Annotated in this window: 25 protein-coding genes and 1 tRNA gene; 18 read left to right on the top strand and 8 right to left on the bottom strand. The window is 58.8% G+C overall.

The window, feature by feature from the left end; genetic code table 11:
* Window positions 1-44: 44 nt before the first annotated feature.
* The 6 genes from JAO82_RS08230 (at window position 45) to JAO82_RS08205 (ending at window position 5,931) form a co-directional block, all read left to right on the top strand.
* Window positions 45-341: a hypothetical protein gene (locus JAO82_RS08230; protein WP_232897295.1), complete on the top strand. Its 297-nt coding sequence runs from the start codon at window positions 45-47 to the stop codon at window positions 339-341.
* Between the two features lie 114 nt (window positions 342-455).
* The gene (gene dnaG / locus JAO82_RS08225) at window positions 456-2,396 is read left to right on the top strand and encodes a DNA primase (protein WP_198685886.1); all 1,941 of its coding nucleotides are present in this window, start codon (window positions 456-458) and stop codon (window positions 2,394-2,396) included.
* Window positions 2,397-2,509: 113 nt separating this feature from the next.
* Window positions 2,510-4,504, top strand: a complete 1,995-nt coding sequence (rpoD, locus tag JAO82_RS08220) for an RNA polymerase sigma factor RpoD (RefSeq protein ID WP_198685885.1) — start codon at window positions 2,510-2,512, stop codon at window positions 4,502-4,504.
* Window positions 4,505-4,670: 166 nt separating this feature from the next.
* Window positions 4,671-5,081: a hypothetical protein gene (locus JAO82_RS08215; RefSeq protein WP_198685884.1), complete on the top strand. Its 411-nt coding sequence runs from the start codon at window positions 4,671-4,673 to the stop codon at window positions 5,079-5,081.
* A gap of 4 nt (window positions 5,082-5,085) precedes the next feature.
* Window positions 5,086-5,505: a hypothetical protein gene (locus JAO82_RS08210; RefSeq protein WP_198685883.1), complete on the top strand. Its 420-nt coding sequence runs from the start codon at window positions 5,086-5,088 to the stop codon at window positions 5,503-5,505.
* Window positions 5,506-5,511: 6 nt separating this feature from the next.
* Window positions 5,512-5,931 (top strand): secondary thiamine-phosphate synthase enzyme YjbQ, encoded by a 420-nt coding sequence (locus tag JAO82_RS08205; protein ID WP_198685882.1) that lies wholly within the window; start codon window positions 5,512-5,514, stop codon window positions 5,929-5,931.
* A gap of 11 nt (window positions 5,932-5,942) precedes the next feature.
* Here the strand turns inward: JAO82_RS08205 and JAO82_RS08200 are convergent, their stop codons facing one another.
* Window positions 5,943-6,146 carry a dodecin family protein gene (locus JAO82_RS08200; protein ID WP_198685881.1) on the bottom strand — a complete coding sequence of 68 codons (204 nt, stop codon included), beginning with the start codon at window positions 6,144-6,146 and terminating at the stop codon, window positions 5,943-5,945.
* Between the two features lie 201 nt (window positions 6,147-6,347).
* Between JAO82_RS08200 and nrdR the strand changes: the two genes are divergently transcribed.
* Window positions 6,348-6,815, top strand: a complete 468-nt coding sequence (gene nrdR, locus JAO82_RS08195; RefSeq protein WP_198685880.1) for a transcriptional regulator NrdR — start codon at window positions 6,348-6,350, stop codon at window positions 6,813-6,815.
* A gap of 20 nt (window positions 6,816-6,835) precedes the next feature.
* On the top strand, window positions 6,836-7,912 hold the full coding sequence (ribD, locus tag JAO82_RS08190) for a bifunctional diaminohydroxyphosphoribosylaminopyrimidine deaminase/5-amino-6-(5-phosphoribosylamino)uracil reductase RibD (RefSeq protein ID WP_198685960.1): 1,077 nt from the start codon (window positions 6,836-6,838) through the stop codon (window positions 7,910-7,912).
* Here ribD and JAO82_RS08185 read toward each other — a convergent pair.
* The 3 genes from JAO82_RS08185 to JAO82_RS08175 form a co-directional block, all read right to left on the bottom strand.
* Window positions 7,909-9,870: a capsular polysaccharide biosynthesis protein gene (locus JAO82_RS08185; RefSeq protein WP_232897294.1), complete on the bottom strand. Its 1,962-nt coding sequence runs from the start codon at window positions 9,868-9,870 to the stop codon at window positions 7,909-7,911. The two genes, ribD and JAO82_RS08185, sit on opposite strands and share 4 nt — an antisense overlap.
* A 50-nt stretch (window positions 9,871-9,920) precedes the next feature.
* Window positions 9,921-10,910 (bottom strand): polysaccharide biosynthesis/export family protein, encoded by a 990-nt coding sequence (locus JAO82_RS08180; protein ID WP_332872507.1) that lies wholly within the window; start codon window positions 10,908-10,910, stop codon window positions 9,921-9,923.
* A gap of 236 nt (window positions 10,911-11,146) precedes the next feature.
* Entirely contained in the window at window positions 11,147-12,466 is a 1,320-nt protein-coding gene (locus JAO82_RS08175) for a capsule biosynthesis protein (RefSeq protein ID WP_198685877.1), read from the bottom strand.
* Between the two features lie 153 nt (window positions 12,467-12,619).
* On the opposite strand from JAO82_RS08175, the gene JAO82_RS08170 reads away from it, so the two are divergent.
* The 6 genes from JAO82_RS08170 (at window position 12,620) to JAO82_RS08145 (ending at window position 16,746) form a co-directional block, all read left to right on the top strand.
* Window positions 12,620-13,216, top strand: coding sequence for a riboflavin synthase (locus tag JAO82_RS08170; protein ID WP_198685876.1), 597 nt, complete (start codon window positions 12,620-12,622; stop codon window positions 13,214-13,216).
* A gap of 138 nt (window positions 13,217-13,354) precedes the next feature.
* Window positions 13,355-14,476: a 3,4-dihydroxy-2-butanone-4-phosphate synthase gene (ribB, locus tag JAO82_RS08165; protein ID WP_198685875.1), complete on the top strand. Its 1,122-nt coding sequence runs from the start codon at window positions 13,355-13,357 to the stop codon at window positions 14,474-14,476.
* Window positions 14,477-14,479: 3 nt separating this feature from the next.
* Window positions 14,480-15,031, top strand: a complete 552-nt coding sequence (locus JAO82_RS08160; RefSeq protein WP_198685874.1) for a 6,7-dimethyl-8-ribityllumazine synthase — start codon at window positions 14,480-14,482, stop codon at window positions 15,029-15,031.
* Window positions 15,028-15,510: a transcription antitermination factor NusB gene (gene nusB, locus JAO82_RS08155; RefSeq protein WP_198685873.1), complete on the top strand. Its 483-nt coding sequence runs from the start codon at window positions 15,028-15,030 to the stop codon at window positions 15,508-15,510. Before JAO82_RS08160 ends, nusB begins: the two co-directional genes overlap by 4 nt.
* A 109-nt stretch (window positions 15,511-15,619) precedes the next feature.
* The gene (locus JAO82_RS08150) at window positions 15,620-15,940 is read left to right on the top strand and encodes a hypothetical protein (RefSeq protein ID WP_198685872.1); all 321 of its coding nucleotides are present in this window, start codon (window positions 15,620-15,622) and stop codon (window positions 15,938-15,940) included.
* Between the two features lie 353 nt (window positions 15,941-16,293).
* Window positions 16,294-16,746 (top strand): MmcB family DNA repair protein, encoded by a 453-nt coding sequence (locus JAO82_RS08145; protein ID WP_198685959.1) that lies wholly within the window; start codon window positions 16,294-16,296, stop codon window positions 16,744-16,746.
* Here JAO82_RS08145 and JAO82_RS08140 read toward each other — a convergent pair.
* The gene (locus JAO82_RS08140; RefSeq protein WP_198685871.1) at window positions 16,736-16,924 is read right to left on the bottom strand and encodes a DUF6324 family protein; all 189 of its coding nucleotides are present in this window, start codon (window positions 16,922-16,924) and stop codon (window positions 16,736-16,738) included. The genes JAO82_RS08145 and JAO82_RS08140 overlap by 11 nt on opposite strands.
* Window positions 16,925-17,046: 122 nt before the next feature.
* On the opposite strand from JAO82_RS08140, the gene JAO82_RS08135 reads away from it, so the two are divergent.
* Window positions 17,047-17,123, top strand: a tRNA-His gene (locus JAO82_RS08135).
* 28 nt (window positions 17,124-17,151) lie between these two features.
* Here JAO82_RS08135 and JAO82_RS08130 read toward each other — a convergent pair.
* Entirely contained in the window at window positions 17,152-17,454 is a 303-nt protein-coding gene (locus tag JAO82_RS08130; RefSeq protein WP_198685870.1) for a DUF6476 family protein, read from the bottom strand.
* On the opposite strand from JAO82_RS08130, the gene JAO82_RS08125 reads away from it, so the two are divergent.
* The 3 genes from JAO82_RS08125 (at window position 17,453) to JAO82_RS08115 (ending at window position 19,910) form a co-directional block, all read left to right on the top strand.
* Window positions 17,453-18,496 carry an RluA family pseudouridine synthase gene (locus JAO82_RS08125; RefSeq protein WP_198685869.1) on the top strand — a complete coding sequence of 348 codons (1,044 nt, stop codon included), beginning with the start codon at window positions 17,453-17,455 and terminating at the stop codon, window positions 18,494-18,496. The genes JAO82_RS08130 and JAO82_RS08125 overlap by 2 nt on opposite strands.
* A gap of 136 nt (window positions 18,497-18,632) precedes the next feature.
* Entirely contained in the window at window positions 18,633-19,529 is an 897-nt protein-coding gene (rpoH, locus tag JAO82_RS08120; RefSeq protein WP_198685868.1) for an RNA polymerase sigma factor RpoH, read from the top strand.
* A gap of 114 nt (window positions 19,530-19,643) precedes the next feature.
* On the top strand, window positions 19,644-19,910 hold the full coding sequence (locus JAO82_RS08115; RefSeq protein WP_198685867.1) for a DksA/TraR family C4-type zinc finger protein: 267 nt from the start codon (window positions 19,644-19,646) through the stop codon (window positions 19,908-19,910).
* Window positions 19,911-19,998: 88 nt separating this feature from the next.
* Here the strand turns inward: JAO82_RS08115 and JAO82_RS08110 are convergent, their stop codons facing one another.
* Both JAO82_RS08110 and JAO82_RS08105 read right to left on the bottom strand, forming a co-directional pair.
* Window positions 19,999-20,241: a hypothetical protein gene (locus JAO82_RS08110; protein ID WP_198685866.1), complete on the bottom strand. Its 243-nt coding sequence runs from the start codon at window positions 20,239-20,241 to the stop codon at window positions 19,999-20,001.
* Between the two features lie 7 nt (window positions 20,242-20,248).
* Window positions 20,249-22,069: a M3 family oligoendopeptidase gene (locus JAO82_RS08105; protein ID WP_198685865.1), complete on the bottom strand. Its 1,821-nt coding sequence runs from the start codon at window positions 22,067-22,069 to the stop codon at window positions 20,249-20,251.
* Between the last annotated feature and the right edge of the window lie 62 nt (window positions 22,070-22,131).

The following is a 22,131-nucleotide window of genomic DNA, read 5'->3' as shown; positions in this document are numbered from 1 at the left end:
TTGCGGGTACTCTCTGATCTGGCCAAATCGTCACAAGGAGTTATATGGTTATGGTTCGTCTCGCCCTTGCCCTCACGCTGCTAGTGACGCCAGCACTGGCAACCGGTTCGGATAAGGAAAGTTGCGCCCATCAGGCTGACATCGTCGCTGCGATCCAGCAGGCACGATTAAACAACGTGGCCGAGGCGGATGTGGGGCAGACAATTCTGGCAGACCCGCCAACTTGGCCCGAGAATTATAACGCAGCAATTCCGGTGATCACACCTTGGGTTTATGAGCAGAACCTAGATGAATTGCGCGATCAGGATCTGGCTGCGATCTGGAATGAAATGTGTCTTTGAGCGGGGAAGAGCGCTGGTGATCGACACCTCGGTCAACGGCTGGCAATCTGGAGAGGTTGCACGAGACTGTAACGCTTGTGGAAAGGTCGAGTCATCGGACCAATATGATGTGATATGAGCCTGCCTTCTGGATTTTTGGATGAATTGCGCAGCCGGTCGAGCCTTGGCCAGGTCGTCGGGCGCAAAGTTATTTGGGATGCGCGTAAATCCAATCAGGCCAAGGGTGATTTGTGGGCCCCGTGCCCCTTTCATCAGGAAAAGACCGCCAGCTTTCATGTCGATGACCGTAAGGGGTTTTATTATTGCTTTGGCTGTCACGCCAAGGGCGATGCCATTTCCTTTGTGCGAGAGACCGAGAATGTCGGGTTCATGGAAGCGGTCGAGATTCTAGCCCGCGAAGCCGGGATGGAAATGCCGGCACGCGATCCCAGAGCGCAGGCAAAAACCGACCACCGTGCACAACTGATCGAGGTCATGGAGCAGGCGGTGCAATTTTTCCGCCTGCAACTGGCCACAGGGCCGGCAGGGGCGGCGCGGGCTTATCTTGCTCAGCGTGGATTGGATGATGCAGTGCGCGAGCGCTGGGAAATCGGCTTTGCGCCCGATGCTTGGCAGGCGCTTTGGGATCACCTGCGCGGTAAGGGGGTGGCCGAAAGCCTTATACTGGATGCGGGGCTGGCCAGACCCAGTAGCAAGGGCGGCAGGCCTTACGATACGTTTCGCAATCGTATTATATTCCCGATTCGTGACGCTCAGGGACGCGCAATCGCGTTTGGCGGCCGTGCAATGGATCCCGGCGATCACGCGAAATACCTCAACTCGCCAGAAACCGCGCTGTTCGATAAAAGCCGCAGCCTTTACAATCATGGCCCCGCACGCAGCGCCGCTGGAAAAGGTATGCCGCTGATCGTGGCCGAAGGATACATGGACGTGATCGCACTTTCCGAAGCCGGGTTCGGCGCGGCGGTTGCGCCACTTGGCACCGCGATCACGGAAAGCCAGCTGCAGTTGCTCTGGCGTATCGCACCCGAACCATTGATTGCGTTGGATGGTGATACCGCCGGTTTGCGCGCCGCGATGCGGCTGATTGATCTGGCATTGCCATTGCTAGAGGCGGGGCAGTCATTGCGTTTCGCGCTCATGCCTGAGGGCATGGACCCCGATGACCTGTTACGCGCCAAGGGCGCGGGCGCAATACAAGAGGTGTTGGACCAAGCGGCGCCGATGGTGCGCCTGCTCTGGCAACGCGAAACAGAAGGCCGAAATTTTGATAGCCCCGAGCGAAAAGCGGCGCTCGACAAGGCACTGCGCGACAAGATCCTCCTGATCCGAGATCCATCGATACGGGCGCATTATGGCTCGGAAATCAAGAGGTTACGTTGGGATCTGTTCTCGCGACGAGGAAAGTCCAGACGCGTGCCTTGGCGCGGCAAGGCACCCCTCTTGACGGCAATGCCGGGTACGAAATCGTCGCTTCTGGTGGCGGCGGGCGATGGCGCGCAAGACCACATGCGAGAGGCGGTGATTTTGGCCAGTGCCATCGTCACGCCGCCAGTGATCGCCGAATTCGAATCGGAACTCGACGCGATGCCTTGCTCCGACCCGGAACATGCCCGGCTGCGCGACCTATTGCTGGACCATGTCGAGGCTGATCACGAAACGCTGACCCGCGAAATTCGCGACCAGATCGGCGCTCGAGCCCTTGAAAACCTGATGGCATTGCGCCATGTCGCAATAAGCCCCTGCGTGCGCAACCCCGGCGATCTGGATCTGGCTCGGATGATTCTGGCCGAAGAACTCGCAAAACTCCAAGCGCGGCGCGGGCTGAATGCCGAGATTGCCGAGGCGGTTGAGGATTTGTCCGGCCTTGCGGATGAGGCGTTAACCTGGCGATTGCGCCAGGCCGCCGAAGCGCGCAACCGGGCAATGCGAAACCCGCATGAGGATAAAACGGAATATGACACCGGCGAAAACGGAGCGCGAATAAACCGCGAGGAACGCGGCGCACTCGATTCGCTTTTGGAGAGGATCAGGGATTCTAAGCCGCGCAAATAGGGCTTTGGTAAGGAAACTCTGAATAAAAACGGTTACACGGGGGTGACGAATCACCCGATCCCGTGAATGATTCGATAAATGCGAATCACCTAGGCACCGTGCAGGAGCATTGAATGGCCGCGAAAGACACAGACGAGCGCAAGACCGAAGATCAGGAGGCCGAAACCTCGCTGGATATGAGCCAGGCCGCCGTGAAGAAGATGATCGGCGAGGCACGCGAAAAAGGGTATATCACCTACGATCAACTCAATCAGGTTCTTCCCCCCGATCAGGTGAGTTCCGAGCAGATTGAAGATGTGATGTCGATGCTGTCCGAAATGGGCATCAACGTCATCGAAGATGAAGAGGCCGAAGAGGAAGAGGAAGAGGCCACCGGCTCGACCGAGATCGCCACGACCGAAAGCGCCCGTGACGTTACGGTGGCCAAGGCCGCTTCTGAGAAGCTTGACCGTACCGATGACCCGGTGCGCATGTACTTGCGCGAAATGGGCAGCGTTGAGTTGCTGTCGCGCGAGGGCGAGATCGCAATCGCCAAACGCATTGAGGCCGGCCGCAATACGATGATCGCGGGTTTGTGTAAAAGCCCTCTGACATTTCAGGCGATCACCATTTGGCACGATGAATTGCTTTCCGAAGACATTCTTCTGCGCGACGTGATCGACTTGGAAACCACCTTTGACAACCAGTTAGAGGATGAGGTGGCTGTCACCGAACCGGTTGTCGACCCGGCCAAAGTGGAAGGCGCCAAATCCAAGGAGGATACTGGCCCGGAACTCGACGCCGACGGCAACCCGCTTGCCAAGGAAGATGACGACGAAGAAGAGGAAGAACAGGCCAACATGAGCCTGGCGGCAATGGAAGCCGCCCTGAAGGATCAGGTTCTGGCAATGCTGGAGCGTATTGCTAGCGACTACCAGCGGCTCTCTGAAATGCAGGATAGCAGAATTTCTGCGACATTGAACGAAGACGATTCGTTTAGCGGTAGGCAGGAAGACAAATATCAGCAACTGCGGTCTGAGATTGTCCAGCGGGTCAATGAACTGCACCTGCACAACAACCGTATCGAAGCCTTGATTGACCAGCTATATGGCATCAACAAGCGAGTGATGTCGCTCGACAGCGCCATGGTCAGACTGGCCGATCAAGCCCGGATCAACCGTCGTGAATTCGTCGATGCATATCGTGGTCGCGAGCTTGACCCGAACTGGTTGACTGAAATGGCTGAAAAGCCGGGTCGCGGTTGGCAGATGTTCATTGAGCGCAGCACCGACAAGGTCGAGGAACTGCGCGCCGACATGGCACAAGTTGGGCAATATGTGGGGCTCGACATCTCCGAATTCCGCCGCATCGTCCAGCAAGTGCAGAAGGGCGAGAAAGAGGCCCGTCAGGCGAAGAAGGAAATGGTCGAGGCAAACCTGCGCCTAGTCATTTCGATCGCGAAAAAATACACCAACCGCGGATTGCAGTTTCTTGACCTTATTCAGGAAGGAAACATTGGCTTGATGAAGGCGGTCGACAAGTTCGAATATCGCCGCGGTTACAAGTTTAGCACCTACGCGACATGGTGGATTCGACAGGCGATCACCCGTTCGATTGCCGATCAGGCGCGCACCATTCGTATCCCGGTGCATATGATCGAGACGATTAACAAACTGGTGCGCACAGGGCGTCAATTGTTGCACGAAATCGGGCGCGAGGCGACCCCCGAAGAGCTGGCCGAGAAGCTTCAGATGCCGCTGGACAAGGTTCGCAAGGTGATGAAAATCGCCAAGGAGCCTATCTCTCTCGAAACGCCCATCGGCGACGAGGAAGACAGCCAGCTTGGTGATTTCATCGAAGATAAGAACGCGGTCTTGCCGTTGGACTCGGCGATTCAGGAGAACCTGAAAGAGACCACGACACGTGTTCTGGCAAGCCTCACCCCGCGCGAAGAGCGGGTTTTGCGGATGCGGTTCGGCATCGGGATGAACACTGATCACACCTTGGAAGAGGTCGGCCAGCAGTTCAGTGTGACCCGCGAGCGCATCCGTCAGATCGAAGCCAAGGCGCTGCGCAAGCTGAAACACCCCAGTCGGTCGCGCAAATTGCGTTCGTTTCTCGACCAGTAGGTGATCGAAAGCCACTTTGTATAAAATGCAGACCGGGGACTGATAGCCTATCCCAGCGCCCCGGTCTGCTTGTTATCGGTGGAGTTTTCACGAGTTTGTGAGGTCTCTGTCTGACGCGTTAACGAGCTCTATAATCGCTAAGAGCATTGAAAAAGGTGACGACGCGATGAAATATGCGATTGCTGCTCCAATTGCCGCGCTGGCGCTGTGTCTTCCGCATCTGTCGCTGGCCGATTTCGCTGCCAAACGCGATATGCGGGTCAGTCAGGTGAATACTGCCATCTTCGAGGTTTACGGCAGCACCGCCGCTTCATCCGGGCGGTACTGGTGCGGCGCAGGCGATTATGCCGCCCGCGCATTGAATGCGCCGTGGACGGCGCAAATCTATGTGGTGCGTGGTCGGGGTTCCGGTGTCAGCGTCAACAAGCGCACCACCGTGCAGTTCACGCTTGATCCCGAAGCAGCAGGCATTAAGCCGTCCGAGGGTGGGTTGATCAGCCTGCCGTTGCGAGAGGGACGCAGTCAGTCGGTGCAATTGTCGTTGCAGGATTGCACCCATCCCCGAATGCGGCACTAGGGCCATGCGGTATGTCGCTCTGTCCGCTCTGCTCTTGGCGATAAGCTGGTCCAGCGCGGCGTTGGCATGGCGCGCAGTGAACCGCCAAGAGGTCTTCGCGCTGCCGCAGGGCGGTTTTGAGGTTCTCAGCCGCCCCGGTGCAGGTCCAGCCCAGTTTTGGTGCGCTGCGGGGGACTATGCGCGCCGCGTACTAAATACCGCCGCAGTGCAGCGGCTTTACATTCAGCGCGGAGTCGGGCCCAGCGTCACACGTCCCGGCACCAAGGCTGTGCAGTTCGCGTTGAATCCCCCACCGGGCGCCGCAACCGAGCATGGCTATTCCCTTTCGATTGACGCGGTGGGGTACAATCTGACCTCGGCTGCGGCGCATCAATTTTGCTTTGGTAATGACCCGTTCGAGGATCGTTTTCCATTCGGGCGCTGATATGCCATGCAGACTGAGTTTGCTTTTAAAACCAATCGGCCCGGACTTTACGAGATAACTGATGATATTGCCGCGTGGCTGATGGCCTCGGCTGTCGAATCAGGACTGCTGACCCTGTTTCTGCGGCATAGTTCCGCCTCGCTGCTGATTCAGGAAAATGCGGATCCTGATGTTCAGCGTGACCTTGCCGAGTTCATGCGCCGGTTGGTGCCGCATGGGGATGATCAGGCGATGTCGTGGTTACGGCACACCGTCGAGGGACCAGATGACATGCCTGCCCATATCAAGGCCGCGTTGCTGCCGGTCTCTCTGTCGATCCCTGTGTCACACGGACAGATGCTTTTGGGCAATTGGCAGGGTATCTATTTGTTCGAACATCGAGATGCGCCGCACACGCGGCGGGTGGCGGCGCATCTGTGCCGGTGACCCGGCTCAGATCAATCGTCCAGAACGAATGTCACCATCAAATTGACCTGATATTCGCTGATCTTGCCGTTGCCGACCTTGACGCGCTGTTCCTTGACCCAAGCGCTTGTCACATTGCGCAAGGTCTCTGACGCACGCTCAATTCCTTTTGTGACGGCATCCTCGAAGCTCTGCGGCGATGTGGCGGAAATCTCGGTTACTCTTGCGACACTCATATCCGACTCCTGTGCATAGGGGGGCGCGGGAGACTCCCGGTACCCTCACGCGGAGAACGCGGCTGCTGCAGCGTCGGTTCCATCTGTCCATATGGGGGGTGGAAATTGCCTCTACCCAAAGTCTGGAGTGTCGCCTATAGTTGTGGACAAGTGGTGCCAGGCGACCACAAATAGAGGAAAATTTGAGGAAGGGACCGGCTGATGCGTTGCCCGTTTTGCGGAAACATGGAATCGCAGGTCAAGGACTCGCGCCCAGCCGAGGATCATGTCGCGATCAGGCGACGGCGGTTCTGTCCGGCCTGTGGCGGGCGGTTTACAACCTATGAACGCGTGCAGCTCCGCGATCTTGTCGTCATAAAGACCACCGGCAAGCGCGAAAGTTTTGACCGCGACAAGTTGGAGCGCTCGATCCGTATCTCCATGCAGAAACGCCCGATCGAACCCGAACGCATTGACCAGATGATTTCCGGCATCGTGCGGCGGCTGGAAAGCATGGGCGAAACCGACATTCCATCCAAGAAGATTGGCGAAATCGTGATGGAGGCGTTGGCCCGGATCGATACGGTCGCTTATGTGCGCTTTGCCAGCGTCTATAAGAATTTTCAGGCTGCAGATGATTTCGACAAGTTCGTAAGCGAGCTGCACCCGGGCGCAGCCTCGGACGAGTGAGCTATCTAGACGAAAGATTCATGGCGCTCGCCCTGTCTTTGGGGCGGCGCAATCAGGGCGCGTGCTGGCCCAATCCGGCTGTCGGGTGCGTGATCGTCAAGGGCACCCGTATTGTGGGACGGGGCTGGACCGCACCGGGCGGGCGTCCCCATGCCGAGCCCATGGCGTTGGAACAGGCTGGCGCGGCTGCAAGGGGTGCGACGGCCTATGTCACGCTTGAGCCTTGTGCGCATCACGGCAAGACACCGCCCTGTGCCGAGGCGCTGATCAAGGCGGGCATTGCCCGTGTCGTCGCCCCTTTCGAAGACAGTGATCCGCGTGTTTCCGGGCAGGGCTTCGCCATGTTACGCGAGGCCGGGATCGAATTAACAACGGGTGTCCTAAGCCGACAGGCCGGCCGGGATCATGCAGGGTTTCTTCTGAAAGCCGAGCAGGGACGCCCCATGGTTACCTTAAAACTTGCCAGCAGTTTTGACGGGCGCATCGCCACCGCGAGCGGGCACAGCCAGTGGATCACAGGCCCTGACGCGCGCCGCTTGGTGCATGGAATGCGCGCGCGCCACGATGCGGTGATGGTCGGGGCCGGAACAGTGCGGGCCGACGATCCCTCGCTGACGGTGCGCGACCTTGGCATCGAGCACCAGCCGGTGCGCGTGGTCGTATCGCGCCATCTGGAGCTGCCGCTTATGGGGCAGTTAGCGCGTTCAGCAGGCGATGTGCCGCTGTGGCTCTGTCATGGTTCCGGTGCCGATGGCGAACGTGTCAGCGCTTGGGAGGGCCTAGGTGCCCGGTTAGTGCCCTGTGGGGTTATATCTGGCCAAATCGATATGGCCGATGTGCTGCAGAAATTGGGCGAAGCGGGGCTTACCCGTGTATTCTGTGAAGGCGGTGGGGCTTTGGCTGCGTCGCTTTTGGGGGCTGATCTGGTAGATGAGCTGGTCGGATTTACCGCTGGGCTGACGATTGGCGGCGACGGGTTGCCCGCCATCGGAGCATTGGGGCTGCAACGTCTCGACAATGCGGCTCGGTTCCGGCTTCTTGAGACACGGGCCATCGGGGCCGACGTGCTGCACCATTGGGTGCGGGCGCAGATTTAACGCCACAGCGGGGCGCAGCTGGCAAACAAACCCTGCAATTTTGACAGCGCGCGGTTGCCGGGACTGCGGCGCAGCACGGTGCCGTCGGCCAAGCGTTCGGCGATGACCTCAACCGGACAGATCCGGTTCGTGACGGGATCAAGATAGCGTGGATAGTCGATCAGCGCGGCATGGGCCAGCCCAGCCAGACTAGGGCGCGCGCGGCGCCGTTCAGGCACCTTGCCCAGATCGGTCGTCAGCCCCCAACCAGCATAGAACGGTGCCCCTAATGTGGTGACTGGCAGCCCCCGTAGCAGAGCCTCGAAACCGAGCAGCGATGTCATCGTCCAGACCGCATCAACCTGAGAAAGCAGCTTGGCGGGGTCGGTATTCGTGACAACGACGTCGGCCAGTTCTGTCGCTGCGATAGCACCGTCGCGCAAACCTGCTTCGACATCAGGATGGGGTTTGTAAATAATCACCGCTTGCGGATTGGCGGCGCGTGCGGCGCGCAGCATGTCTATGTTTGTCGATATGCGGTCGGTTCCGGTTCGGATTGATGCGTCATCAGCGACCTGACCCGGCACCAATATCCTGTATCCTTCCGGCAATTCAGGCGTCGCGCCCGGCAGGTTGTATTTGCTCAACCCCGCTGAAATCAGCACGTCGATCAATGCTTCCGCACGACGTTGTTGTCGGGGTGTCAGGATTGCACGCGTTTCGATCAATTGTTCCAGCCGGCTGGGGCGTGAGGGGTCGTAATAGATGCCAAGATCATCCAGCACCAGCGACAGCGGCGGCACCAATGCCGCGCCAAGGCCGAACGAGCGCAGAAAGCCGTCTTCGACCCGCACCCGATCATCATTCTTGCATGACGCGTGACCGGCCCAGACCATGCGCGATCGCCGCGCACGCGCAGCCCGCGCCGGGCCGTTGTCAAAAATCATGCGCTTTTGCTGGCCGAACATTGCCTGTAACGGCGCGCGTTTCCACAGGCGCATTCCGCTTGCGACCCAGCCGGCGTGGTCCTGCCGCCATGCGCTGACCTGAGCTTCGAGATTGTCCAGCACGGTTTCGATTTCGCATAGGCGGTCACGGAACGGATCGTACCAGTGCGGGTAGAGGATCATGGACGCTGCGAAAAGCTGTGCGCTTGTCAGGCGGCGCTGTCGGCGGGGTAGCGGGGTCTCGTCGTGCGTCAGCCCCCATCCGGCATAGAATGGCGTGCCGAATACGCGCGGGCGGTGACCTGCAAGGATCGCCTCGAAGCCCAATTGCGACGACAGCGTATATACCGCCTGCGCACCTTTTAGCAGTGCCCACGGGCTGATTGGCCAATCGACAATCGTGATGCGCTCATTAGCGTCGGCAGCGCTGTAGTGCCCGGGGCGATACCCAGCGGAGGTTTCAGGATGTGTCTTGATGACAAACCGTGCTTCGGGGTGCTCTTCTAGTGCGCGGCGCAGCATCTCTTGGAAAAGCGCGATATCGCCGCCGCTGGCCCGCACCGAGGCATCACCGCGCGTCTGATCGACGATCAGGACATAACCGGGGGCTGGCAGTGTGCTAGCCACATCGTAGCCGCTGTATTTGCTCAGATGTGCCTCGCGCATCCTCTTGATTGCATCGCGCGCGCGGTCCAGCAGCTTGGTATCGGTCAGCGGCGCTGTCGCCAGCAGATGTTCCAGATCGGACGGGGCCGAAGCATCGAAGTGCACGCCCCGGCGATCGATCACAAGACTGATGGGCGCTTCGCCGGCGCGACCGGGGTGCAGGCTGCGCAGAAACGCGTCTTCGATACGCAACAACGGCAGTGCGCGCCGGGCCGCCACTGCTCGCCCCCTCCAGGCGGTCGGACTGTTGCCCCAGATCCCCACCATATCCCCAGCACGCGGCAGGCCGATCTGCACATGATAGCCAGAAAGCGTTAGGATACGGCGCACGCGCTGCGTAAATAGGCCCCCGTTGAAAGCGAACAACCGGGGGCGGATACCCCCGGTTGCGTCGTCATGCCAATTGTCGCGCAATCTTAACTGCCAGCTAAGCTATCGAGACTTGCCACGGGTGTGATTGCTCCGAAGATGATCGAGATCGACTTCGCCCACTGCGCATAGGGTGCTTCGGTAACATAAAGCGAATCACCGTCGCGGATCAGGAAGTCGCGGGCCATGAACAGGCCGTTGGGCTCGGCCAGATCCAGCACATAAACGATACGCTGCGGGCCTTGCAGGTCATTGCGGCCCAAAATTGCGTTGGCAACTTCCGCCCGTTCTTCGCGCAGCACGAAGACACCCGTCGGATCTGAAGAGATAGAAACCAAGCCGCCGACCTGTGCAATGGCTTCGAGTGCGGACAGATCTCTGGTTTCGAATGGCACGCGTGCTTGACGGGTCGTTGCGCCAAGGGCGGTAAATGCTCTGGTGTCTTCTTCAACGAGGATTCGGTCGCCGTTGCGCAGCGCGATGTCTAGCTCGGGATGGGCGAATAGGTCCTGAAACCAGACTTGGCCTTTCCGGCCACCGCGGGTGACGGTGATTTGCGCAATTTCGGGCTCGATATCGACGCCGCCGGCCCGCGCCAGCATGGTGGCCAATGTGCGAGTGGGTCTTTCAATCGGATAGACTCCCTGTGCGCCAACCGACCCGACCAAAGACACCGTTGATCCATCACCGGCCATGCGGCGCACCTCGACCTGAGGGTCGGGGGTTTGCTGTTCAAGCTGACGGGTGATCGCTTCACGCAATTGTTCCGGAGAATTGCCTGCCGCGCGGACCCGCCCCGCATAGGGAACAAAGACGTATCCGTTGCCGTCTACTTGAACCTCTTCCAGCATGGTTGAGCTTCCGGTCGGGCCTGACAGCAATCCATCATCGACGTTTTCCCAAATGGTCAGACCCAAGACGTCACCGGGACGAATCGTGTCCGAATCCAGCTGGGCTGCGTTTAGAAAATCACCGGAAAACCCCAAGGCCGGCATCACGGCAGTGGCGCGCGTAACCGCGTCATTTACGGGTATCACGAAGGCGTTGCCACTATTCTGGACCGAGCCTGCGAAGATTTGCCGCTTGTTGGGGCCAAGCTGCGGCAACCCGCAGGCGGCCAAAACGCTGAGAGTTGCCAGCAATGCTATGGGCCGCACCCACCGAGACTGTCGGAATATCAAAGCAGTTTACCTCGACCAATTACTCTTTGTACCATCGTTTTGCGCACGCTATCTGGGCCAGACGTGAAAATCCAGTCGCCGATCGATTTGTCTTACCTGATGAACTGAAACTGTTGCCTTGGTGCCGACGTCCCTGTTGTCAGCGCTTGATAAGGATCAGCGCAATTCAGCATCAGATCGACAACCTGACGTAACAGCTGACGCCGAGCGCGCGTAGAATAGAAGCCCCCTGGGACCTGGCTGGTTTCCAGCAAATAGCGCCGAAAGTCCTTGTAGGCCCGGTTGTCGGGGCGATGGGGGGCGGCAAAGAACTCGGCCAGCGGTTGTTTCGAAACCAGTTCTGGCTTGTCATAGACGGCGCGACCGAAGGCGCGCAGGGGTATCCCGCGCCACAGCACCTGCTGGCCAGCAGTCGAGTTTACAGTTACCGCGCTACGGGCATGGTCAAGTAGCCGGGCAAGTTTACCGCCGCGAAGGTAATGTACACGCCCATCAATGCCATGGCGGCGGGCAAGCATATACAATTCGCGCCGCAGGTTCACACGTCCGTCCTCAAGCGGATGAGCTTTGACAACCAAATGGTGATGGCACGGCGCGCCTGCGGCGAACCCTTCTACAATCTCGCTCAGAAATGCGCTCATATCCGAGTACCGGGAATGAGCGCGCAGAGAGCTGTCATGACTCAACTGCAATAGCGCAACGTGATAGGGAAAGTTGCCGCACCGGATCCGTGCGGTCGACACCCGGCGCTCAATCGCATGGGCCGGCATCAATAGAAGTCGCCGCAGATAAAGTCGAAACTCTTTGGTCACAGACAGATCGCGATGGGGGCGGAAATTGGCATAGTCCGTATTCCTGAACATGACGAACCAATGATACAGCGCGCCATAGAAAATATGGTGGCGCATGTCGCCCCAATGCGCCGGCGGCAGTGGGGCCTCCATGTCGGATTGCGTCAGCGCCCTTTGCATCTGCTCGATGCTCATTTTCATAAGGGGGGAATTGCCATTGGATCCGCCGCGCTCATAGGTCACCCAATAGGGACGCAAATAGCCTTCTTCAAAGACGTGGACTGTCACACCGCGCATCCGCGCCGCGCAAATAGCCTGAGCATGGATGGGGCGGGTATCGCCGTAAAGGACCAGATCAGTTATCCGGCGTTCGCGCAGAAGGGAGGCGACCTTATCGGGCCATGCTTCGGCGCTGCCGCGATAGGGAATATAGCTTTTGCTATGGTGCCAGAACGCCCGGTCGCCGGCATTAAAACCTATCCGCCAGACTGACGCCCCAGCAGCACGCAGTATTTGGGCCAGCGCATTGAAGAATGGCCCATGCGGACCTTGCAGGAACAGAAAGTTGCGCGCCAGAGGGAAAACATCGCCCGCCAAGGGCCTGTTGTCGGACGGGGCCATGGTATTTTTTTGCTGCCGGTGGTTTATGGCCGCCATCCTTGGCTTTTCGCTCAGGCCAGACTATGGCTTCAACGGTTGAGGAGCGCAAGGTTGGCATTGTCGCGCGCGGGCGCGTGCTGTACCTCGGCAAAGACAGAAAGCGGGGACCGAACCATGTTCACGGGGATCATCACCGATGTAGGCACAATTCGCGAGTTGGAGCGAGCTGGCGATCTGCGGGCGCGTATCGCGACCGGATACGACACCGCCAGCATAGATATTGGTGCTTCGATCGCGAGCGACGGGGTCTGCCTGACGGTGATTGCGCTGGGCGATGATTGGTACGACGTGCAGATCAGTGCCGAGACCGTTTCAAAAACCAACCTGTCGGACTGGACACCGGGCAAGCGCATCAATCTTGAGCGGGCATTGCGAGTGGGTGATGAGTTGGGCGGGCATATTGTGTCGGGCCATGTCGACGGCGTGGCCCAAGTGATCGAAGCGCGTGACGAAGGCGACAGCACCCGCGTCACCCTGCGCGCACCCGAGGATCTGGCGCGCTTCATTGCGCCCAAGGGGTCGGTGGCGCTGAATGGCACCTCGCTGACTGTCAATGAGGTGGATGGTGCTACTTTCGGGGTTAATATCATTCCACACACGAAACAGGTAACCAACTGGGGTGAGCTGACCGTCGATGACGGCGTGAATCTGGAAATCGATACCTTGGCGCGCTATGTCGCAAGGCTAGCAGAGGCGACGCCACAAGCCTGAACGCATACCGGCGCACGATTGCACCGACTGACGTCGAGATATTTTCCGCCATTACGGTGGGCCGCACTGCAGAAGGCTGGCCATCAGAGTTGGTGTGGGTTATCTGGCGGGATGACCCCCAAAGCGAGAGACTGCGCGATGAGTTTCGAGACCCCCGGACCGGTGGAAAGCAACCTGCGTGATGCGATTGCATCGACCGAAGAAATCATTGAAGAGGCGCGGGCAGGGCGCATGTTCATTCTGGTCGATCATGAAGATCGCGAAAACGAAGGTGATCTGGTGATCGCCGCCGAATTCGCGACCCCTGAGGCGATCAATTTTATGGCGATGCATGGGCGGGGCTTGATCTGTTTGCCGATGACCGCCGAGCGCGTCGATCGACTGGGGCTGCCAATGATGGCAGTCAACAATTCCTCACGTCATGAAACGCCGTTTACCGTCTCGATCGAAGCGCGAGAAGGCGTAAGCACAGGCATTTCCGCCCATGATCGCGCCCATACAATCGCGACCGCTATAGATGAGCAGAACACCTTGTCTAGCCTGGCTACGCCGGGCCATATTTTTCCGCTGCGGGCGCGTGCTGGCGGGGTGCTGGTGCGTGCGGGCCATACGGAAGCGGCGGTCGATATCGCCCGCCTGGCCGGATTAAAACCGGCCGGTGTGATCTGTGAGATCCTGAAACCTGACGGCACTATGGCGCGGCTGCCGGATTTGGTCGAATTCGCTGCAGAACACGGGCTGAAGGTCGGTACGATCAGCGATCTGATCATCTATCGCAGCCGCAACGACAATCTGGTGGTCGAAACCGGGCGCGAAACTGTGCAGTCCGAATTTGGCGGCGAATGGGAGATGCGGCTGTTCACCGACCAGACCCATGGCATCGAACATGTGGTGTTGATCAAAGGTGACATCAGCACTCCGGAACCGGTCTTGACCCGCACCCATGCCCTGCACGAGGCGTCGGATGTGCTCGGGCTGGGGCCAAAACCGATGCGCGAGCTGCCCCGCGCGATGGAACTGATCGCACAGGAAGGGCGCGGCGTGGTCTGTCTGTTCCGCCAGCCGCGCAACGCACTTTACGCGACCGAAGAAGAGGGGCCGCGCACGATCAAACAGACCGGACTGGGCGCACAGATCCTGTCGTCGCTCGGGCTGCATGATTTGATCCTCCTTACCGATTCTCCGCAAACTCGCTATCTTGGGCTGGATGCTTTTGGCCTGACGATTGCTGGAACGCGCCCGATCATGACGAAAGACTGAGATATGGCTGGTACCGAAACCCATTACTCCTTGCCGCGGCCTGAATTTGACAAACCAGTCAAGCTGCTGATCGTGGTCGCACCTTATTACAAGGATATCGCCGATGAACTGATCGCGGGGGCACAGGCCGAGATCTCGGCAGCAGGCGGCAGTTTTGATCTGGTCGAAGTCCCCGGTGCTTTGGAGGTTCCGACCGCCATCGCGATTGCCGACCGTATGTCAAATTATGACGGCTACGTGGCGCTGGGCTGTGTTATTCGGGGCGAAACGACGCATTACGAAACCGTTTGCAATGATAGCAGCCGCGCGCTGCAACTGATGGGATTGCAGGGGCTTTGCATCGGTAACGGGATCCTGACCGTGGAAAATCGGGATCAGGCAATCGTGCGCGCCGAGGCCCAAGGCCAAAACAAGGGTGGGGGCGCGGCGGCGGCGGCGTTGCATCTGATCGCATTGACCCGCAAATGGGGTGGCGCACGCAAAGGGGTTGGTTTTCGGCCAGCACCTGAGGAATTCAGGCTGGCGAACCAAAATCATGGATCAGACACCGCATGACACCCTCGGATGGCGCCCTTTCGGGCAATCAGAAACGTAAAATGAGAAGCGCCGCGCGACTGTATGCGGTGCAGGCACTGTTCCAGATGGAACACACCGAGCAATCCACCCGCGAGGTCGTGGCCGAATTTCTGGAACACCGGTTTGGCGCGACCTATGACGGCGATGAGATGCAGGACGGCGATATCGCGCTGTTTCGCAAGCTCGTCGAGGACGCAGTGAACTGGCAGGCAAAGATCGACCAGATGACCGATCGCAGTCTGATTGCGAAATGGCCGATCGCGCGTATCGATCCAACTTTGCGCGCGCTGTTTCGGGTCGCTGGCGCAGAATTGACGCAGTCGGACACGCCGCCACGGGTGGTGATCAACGAATTCGTCGAAATCGCCCGCGCTTTCTTTGCTGACGGGCGCGAGCCAAAATTCGTTAACGCGGTGCTGGATCATATGGCGCGGGCAGCCCGGCCTGAGGCGTTCTAAGGGTGAAAATCGCGAGAATAGCCGCCTTTACTCGGTTTTATCCAGCACCCCTCTGGAACAGCGACTTGTGAACACTAATATTAGTAGAACCAAATCACAGGAGGCGATAATGCCAAAGCTGGTCAAGCTTTATATCCGCCACACGTTAATAGGCTTCGGTATCGCGGCACTTTTCGTCGGGATGTTGATGTGGTTCGATGTGATGAACCTGCGCTCATTAATCGCGCGGTCTGATGTGGCTTTCCTTGCCGTATTCATGCTGTGGTTCATGCACGGAATCGTCTTTGCCGGAGTCCAGTTTGCATGGGCGGTGATGAGTCTGGCCGAAAAGCCAAAGGGGCCGCGTCGGGGTATGCCGGTGCTGTCCGAACTAAAACCTATTCCGGTGCCGGTTAAAGAAGCAAGCGGCAGGGCGCGCCGTCGCGTCTGAGTTAGCCGCTGGCCATAGGATAAGACAAAGCCGCCGCTGGGACATCTCCGGCGGCGGCTTTGTCTTTTCAATGGAGTGTGACGGGACCACCAAACAACCGTGTGGTTTTGATTCCCGAGGACCTGTTTATTACAGGTGGGCGCCAGATACACGGACCAGGATCCGCACAGAGCCAGCTCCCTCGGAGTTACGTAAGGCCACCGGAATGCTACCGATCACGCGAAGGGCAGAACCCGTCACTGCCCCCACATAAGGCGGCATGTGGCGCCAGACAAGGGCCAGCCTGACAACATTCCTGCAAGCAGGGTCTTGAAGTGCGTTCACTAATTGTTCAGGGTGCCGGCATGCCGCGCATGCGCTTTGTTCAATCACGTCAGATTTCTCGGCCCGGCCAGCAATTGGCGCGGGGGATATCGCGGATGTTGCAAACGCGCGGGTTCGTATCAGTTGAGGAGTTCGTCCCCGTGCGGGGGATGCGGGTCGATGTATTGGGACTTGGTCCAAAAGGCGAACTCTGGGTAATCGAATGCAAGTCCTGCCGAACTGATTTTCTTACGGATTTGAAATGGCAGGGATATATGGAGTGGTGCGACCGATTCTTCTGGGCGGTGGATATCGACTTTCCAACCGAGCTTTTGCCCTTCGATACCGGATTGATCGTCGCTGATGCCTTTGGTGGGGAGGTTATTCGGATGGCACCTGAACGTAAGTTAGCCGCAGCACGGCGCAGGACGATGATCCAGAAATTTGCCGCCCATGCTGCACGTCGGCTGGCAGCCTTGCGCGATCCGGATTTCAGCCTTTGATAGCGCGTGCGGCCGTCGCTGCAGCGCGGATTTCTTCGGCGATCTCGTCGGCCTCGTCTGGGTCAAAATCCATCGGTACCTCGATACCCTGCGATTCGACAAAGATTCGCACCATCCCTCGGTCGGTGGGGCCGATCTGCAAATTTGCCTCAATGTCGCGTTCGCGGTTGATGCCCATGGCGGCCTCCGGTGATCTGGACGTTGTGCTATCCGCTTGCTGCAATGAAGGCAAGCGCGACGAGTAGTCGTCAGGAAAACCACTTGCAATCGGTCAGCGCCAAAGTTAAATCACAACCGCGTGCCGCCTTAGCTCAGTTGGTTAGAGCGCCTGATTGTGGATCAGGAGGTCCCCCGTTCGAGCCGGGGAGGTGGTACCACAAAAACCCCCAGATTTTGGCGATGTTTTTATTCCACGATTACGGTTTGACGCAAACGCCCGGTCGGGCGGTCAAAGATCAGGATGCGGCCGTCATTGGTCACCACGGCATACCAGTCACTGGCGATCGTCACGGCGTTTGCGGTAACGCCATCGGGCAGGGAGATCGTATCAGGTAGCACCGGCGTTGTCGGGACCGATGAGAAGCGGATGACAAGCAGAGCGACGATGGTTACAAGCCCGACAATCATCACGCCGGCCAAGACTGTGACCAGTCGCCGAAGGAAGCGCAAATTGGCCGGTTCTGCAGTCGGCTCCGAAGGATCTGTCATGGCCACCCGTCATATTGCCTTTTTCATCGCGGCTGATCCGCCGCCGCGTCTTGATAAGGCGCTTTCGCGCGATGTTCCAGAAGAGGCGGCACTGTCGCGCACAAGATTGGCGCGCTTGCTGGCAGAGGGTGCCGTTACAATTGATGGCCAGCCGGTTACCAATGCCAAGTCACGTGTCGCGGAAGGTGCGCGGATCGAAATCACCGTGCAGCAGGCTGAAGAAACCCACATAATTGCTGAACCTATCGCGCTAAACGTGGTTTATGAGGATGACGATCTGATCGTGGTCGACAAGCCTGCGGGAATGGTCGTGCATCCGGCTCCCGGCACCCCGCAAGGCACACTGGTTAATGCCTTGCTACATCATTTCGGAGGCAATCTGTCAGGTGTTGGCGGCGTGCGACGCCCCGGTATCGTGCATCGGATCGACAAAGATACCAGCGGCCTGCTGGTGGTCGCGAAGACTGATGCCGCTCACCACGGACTGGCCGACCAGTTCGCGGCGCATAGTGTCGAGCGCAAATATAACGCCTTGTGTCACGGCGTGCCGGACGCCAATGATCCGCGTCTGCGCGGCATTCGTGGTGCCGGGTTCGAGGCCGGGAACATCCTGCGCGTGACCACGCAACTGGCGCGGCACCGCACTGATCGACAAAAACAGGCAGTGCTGTTTCAAGGGGGCCGTCATGCGGTGACGCGGGCGCGAATTGTCGAGAGGTTCGGGACGCCGCCGGTTGTTGCACTGATGGATTGCTGGCTTGAGACCGGCCGCACTCATCAGATCCGGGTGCATCTGGCGCATTGCGGCCACGGGTTGATCGGCGATCCGGTCTATGGCGGGCGACGTAAGCCGGCCGGGCGAGCATTATCGCCTGAGGGCATCGCTGCAATTGGCAACTTTCCCCGGCAGGCGCTTCATGCTGCTGTTCTGGGCTTTGTTCATCCCCGAAGCGCGGAGGCCATGCGTTTCGAATCGCCGCTGCCGAAAGACATGGCGGACCTTGTTGCCGTCTTGCGCGTTGGTCCCGCGTCGCGCGCGTAAGTGGCGAAGTTCAGGTTATCGGTGGTCATGCTGTGGCGATATGAAGCCGATCATAAACTATTCGTGTCTTGAATGACAGGAAACGTGACCCATATAGTATGTTAAACGCGTAAACATCTAATAGGGGACAGGAAATATGGCGAATTATGCAAACCTGCCGGTCCCGACGCCCGAGGGCGGCCTGAACCGATATATGCAGGAAATCCGCAAATTCCCGCTGCTTGAGCCGGAAGAGGAATACATGCTGGCCAAGCGCTGGGTCGAGGAACAGGATATCGAGGCCGCGCATAAAATGGTGACGTCACATCTGCGACTGGCCGCAAAAATCGCGATGGGCTATCGCGGCTATGGCTTGCCGCAGGGAGAAGTGATTTCGGAGGCCAATGTTGGTCTGATGCAGGCTGTCAAGAAGTTTGATCCGGAACGGGGTTTCAGGCTGTCGACCTATGCCATGTGGTGGATCCGGGCTGCGATTCAGGAATATGTCCTGCGGTCGTGGTCGATGGTCAAAATGGGCACGACGAGTGCGCAGAAGAAGCTGTTTTTCAATCTGCGCAAGGCCAAGGCCAACATCGGCGCCTTGGAAGATGGCGATATGCACCCTGACAATGTCAAGCAGATCGCTAACGATCTCGGTGTGACCGAGGCTGAAGTGGTTAGCATGAACCGCCGGATGTCTGGCGGCGATGCATCGCTGAATGCCACGGTCGGAACCGAAGGCGAAGGCACGATGGAATGGCAAGACTGGTTGGAGGACGAGGACGCCGATCAGGCCAGCGATTATGCCGAACGTGATGAACTGGAAACCCGACGCGAACTGCTTGTCGAGGCAATGGAAATCCTGAATGATCGCGAAAAAGACATTCTGACCCAGCGCCGTCTAACGGACCAACCTTTGACGCTGGAGGAGTTGAGCGGCCAATATGACGTCAGCCGCGAACGCATCCGCCAGATCGAAGTGCGCGCGTTTGAGAAGCTGCAAAAGAAGATGCGCGACCTTGCACGCGAAAAAGGTATGCTGGCGACCGCTTGATTTCGCCCGTGCAATGAGAACTTGCCCTGTCCGCAGCTTGCGGGCACGGTACTGAATTTTCAGCCCGCATGCTAAATCGTCTAGGATGCTGCCATAGGGAGAGGAGGGCGCGACATGGCCGGTGGATGGACCCGTGATGGCGCGGTGAACGAACAGATCGAGGCGTCGATCAGTGATGAGTTGGCGCGACTGAAGCAACACCGGATGTCCGGGGAGAGCCGGACCCATTGCGCCGAATGCGAAGAGCAGATTCCCGAGCAGCGTCGCAGCGCGCTACCGGGTGTGAAGCTGTGTATCCATTGTCAGCAGGAACGGGACAGCCAGTTTCAGGCGCGGGGTGGAATCAACCGGCGCGGCAGCAAGGACAGCCAGTTGAAATGACTCCGGCAGTAGGGGGCCAGCCCCCTTTTGGCCTGCGGCCAATTCACCCCCGGGATATTTTGTGCAAGAAGAAGCCTGCCCGAAAGGCCTAGTCGCGGGGGCGGCGCCGCTCGCGCCAGCGTCGGCATAAGGGTCTGACGTCCAGTGCGGCGATGGCGATGCCCAGTGGAATCATCCAGAACCCGAGGATGGGCAGAAAGCCGACCAGCCCTAGCAGCATGAGCAAGATGCCCAATGCCAAGCGCAAACCGAAGGGGATGTGCAAACGCACCCATGCCTGAAACCGGCGCAGGCGTCGTTTCAGGCCGGTGCCGGTTGCAGGACGGGGCATTTTGCGGTCAGTCTTCCATGGCCTCGAGTTCGTCGATCAGCCCCGAGATCATGTTCAGGCCCTTGTCCCAGAATTTCGGATCGGAGGCGTCGAGTCCGAAGGGGGCTAGCAATTCCTTGTGGTGTTTTGATCCGCCCGCCTTGAGCATTTCGAAATATTTGTCCTCGAACCCGGCGTCGCCTTCAGCATAGACCGAATAGAGTGCATTCACCAGACCGTCGCCGAACGCATAGGCGTAGACATAGAACGGCGAGTGGACGAAATGCGGGATATAGGTCCAGAAGGTTTCGTAACCGTCCATGAAATCGAAGGCAGGCCCGAGGCTTTCAGCTTGCACCGACATCCAGAGCGCATTGATGTCGTCGGGGGTCAGTTCACCCCTGCGGCGGGCGTCGTGCAATTTGCATTCGAAATCGTAGAATGCGATCTGGCGCACGACTGTGTTGATCATGTCTTCGACCTTGCCGGCCAGCAGAACCTTGCGCTCCTTGTCATCAGCGGCGTTGTCGAGCATCCGGCGGAAGGTCAGCATCTCGCCGAAGACGCTGGCAGTTTCGGCCAGTGTCAGTGGCGTTGAAGAAAGCATTTCGCCCTGACCAGCAGCGAGCACTTGATGCACGCCGTGGCCCAGCTCATGCGCCAGCGTCATCACGTCACGCGGTTTGCCGAGATAGTTCAGCATCACATAGGGGTGCACATCGGTAACCGTAGGATGGGCAAATGCGCCCGGGGCCTTGCCTGGTTTCACCGGTGCGTCGATCCAACCCTTGTCAAAGAATGGCAGAGCGATTTCGGCCATGCGCGGATCGAAGGCGGAATAGGCGTTCATCACGGTTTCGCGGGCCTGATCCCAGGGCACGATTTTGGTGTCTTCCATGGGCAGGGGCGCGTTGCGGTCCCAGACCTGCATGCGATCCAGTCCGAGCCATTTGCGTTTCAGTTCATAATAGCGGTGGCTGAGCTTGGGATAGGCGGCGACAACGGCCTCGCGCAGGGCTTCGACCACCTCGGGTTCGACATGGTTGGCCAAGTGGCGGGCGGTCTGGGGGCTGGGCATGCCGCGCCAGCGGTCAATGATTTCCTTCTCTTTGGCCTGGGTGTTGTGGACCCGCGCAAAGGTGCGGATATTGGCCTGAAATACGCGGGCCAGTACGCGCGAGGCGGCCTCGCGTTTGTTGCGGTCTTGTTCGGTCAGCAGGTTCAACGTGCCCTCGATCGAGAGGCTTTCGCCATCGACTTCGAATTCTAACCCGGCAATGGTTTCGTCAAACAGCCGCTCCCACGCATCGCCAACCACGCCGAGATCGTGCAGGAATTTTTCCAGCTCGTCGCTGAGCTGATAGGGTTTCATGGCGCGGATCCGGTCGAAGACGGGTTTGTAACGGGCCAGATCCGAGATGGCATTGAAGCGCTCGGTCAGGAAATCTTCGTCGAGCCGGTTCAGCTCTAGCGTGAAGAACACCAGCGGCGTGGTGTAATTGGTGATTTTTTCCTGACAATCGGAGAGGAATTTCGCCCGACCGCCATCGGTCGTCAACTGGTAGTAGCGCAAACTCGCGAATGACATGATCCGGCCGGCGACAGAGCTGATGCGTTCGTTGCGCAGCACACATTCCAGCAGCCCCGGCGCGTCGAGATCGGCCAACTTGCCCTCATAGTCGCGGGCGAAACTTTCGCAGGCCTGCTCCAGCCAGTCCAGATCACGTTTGAGTTCCGGCGCATCCTCACCCGTGTAGAGATCGCTCAGATCCCATTCGGGCAAATTGCCCAGATTGCGCTCGCCGCTGGTGGTGTTGGCGTCACGGACGGGTAGGGGCAAATGGAGCATGAATAACCTCTGTGCAGGAATGTTGTGCTACATCTAGACTTGCCACGGGCGCGACACAAGAC

Origin of the sequence: Pontibaca salina (assembly GCF_016307205.1) — a bacterium.
In the GTDB taxonomy this organism is placed as follows: Bacteria; Pseudomonadota; Alphaproteobacteria; order Rhodobacterales; family Rhodobacteraceae; genus Pontibaca; species Pontibaca salina.
The sequence above is the reverse complement of the archived record's forward strand: the minus strand, read 5'-3'. Positions and strand labels throughout refer to the sequence as shown.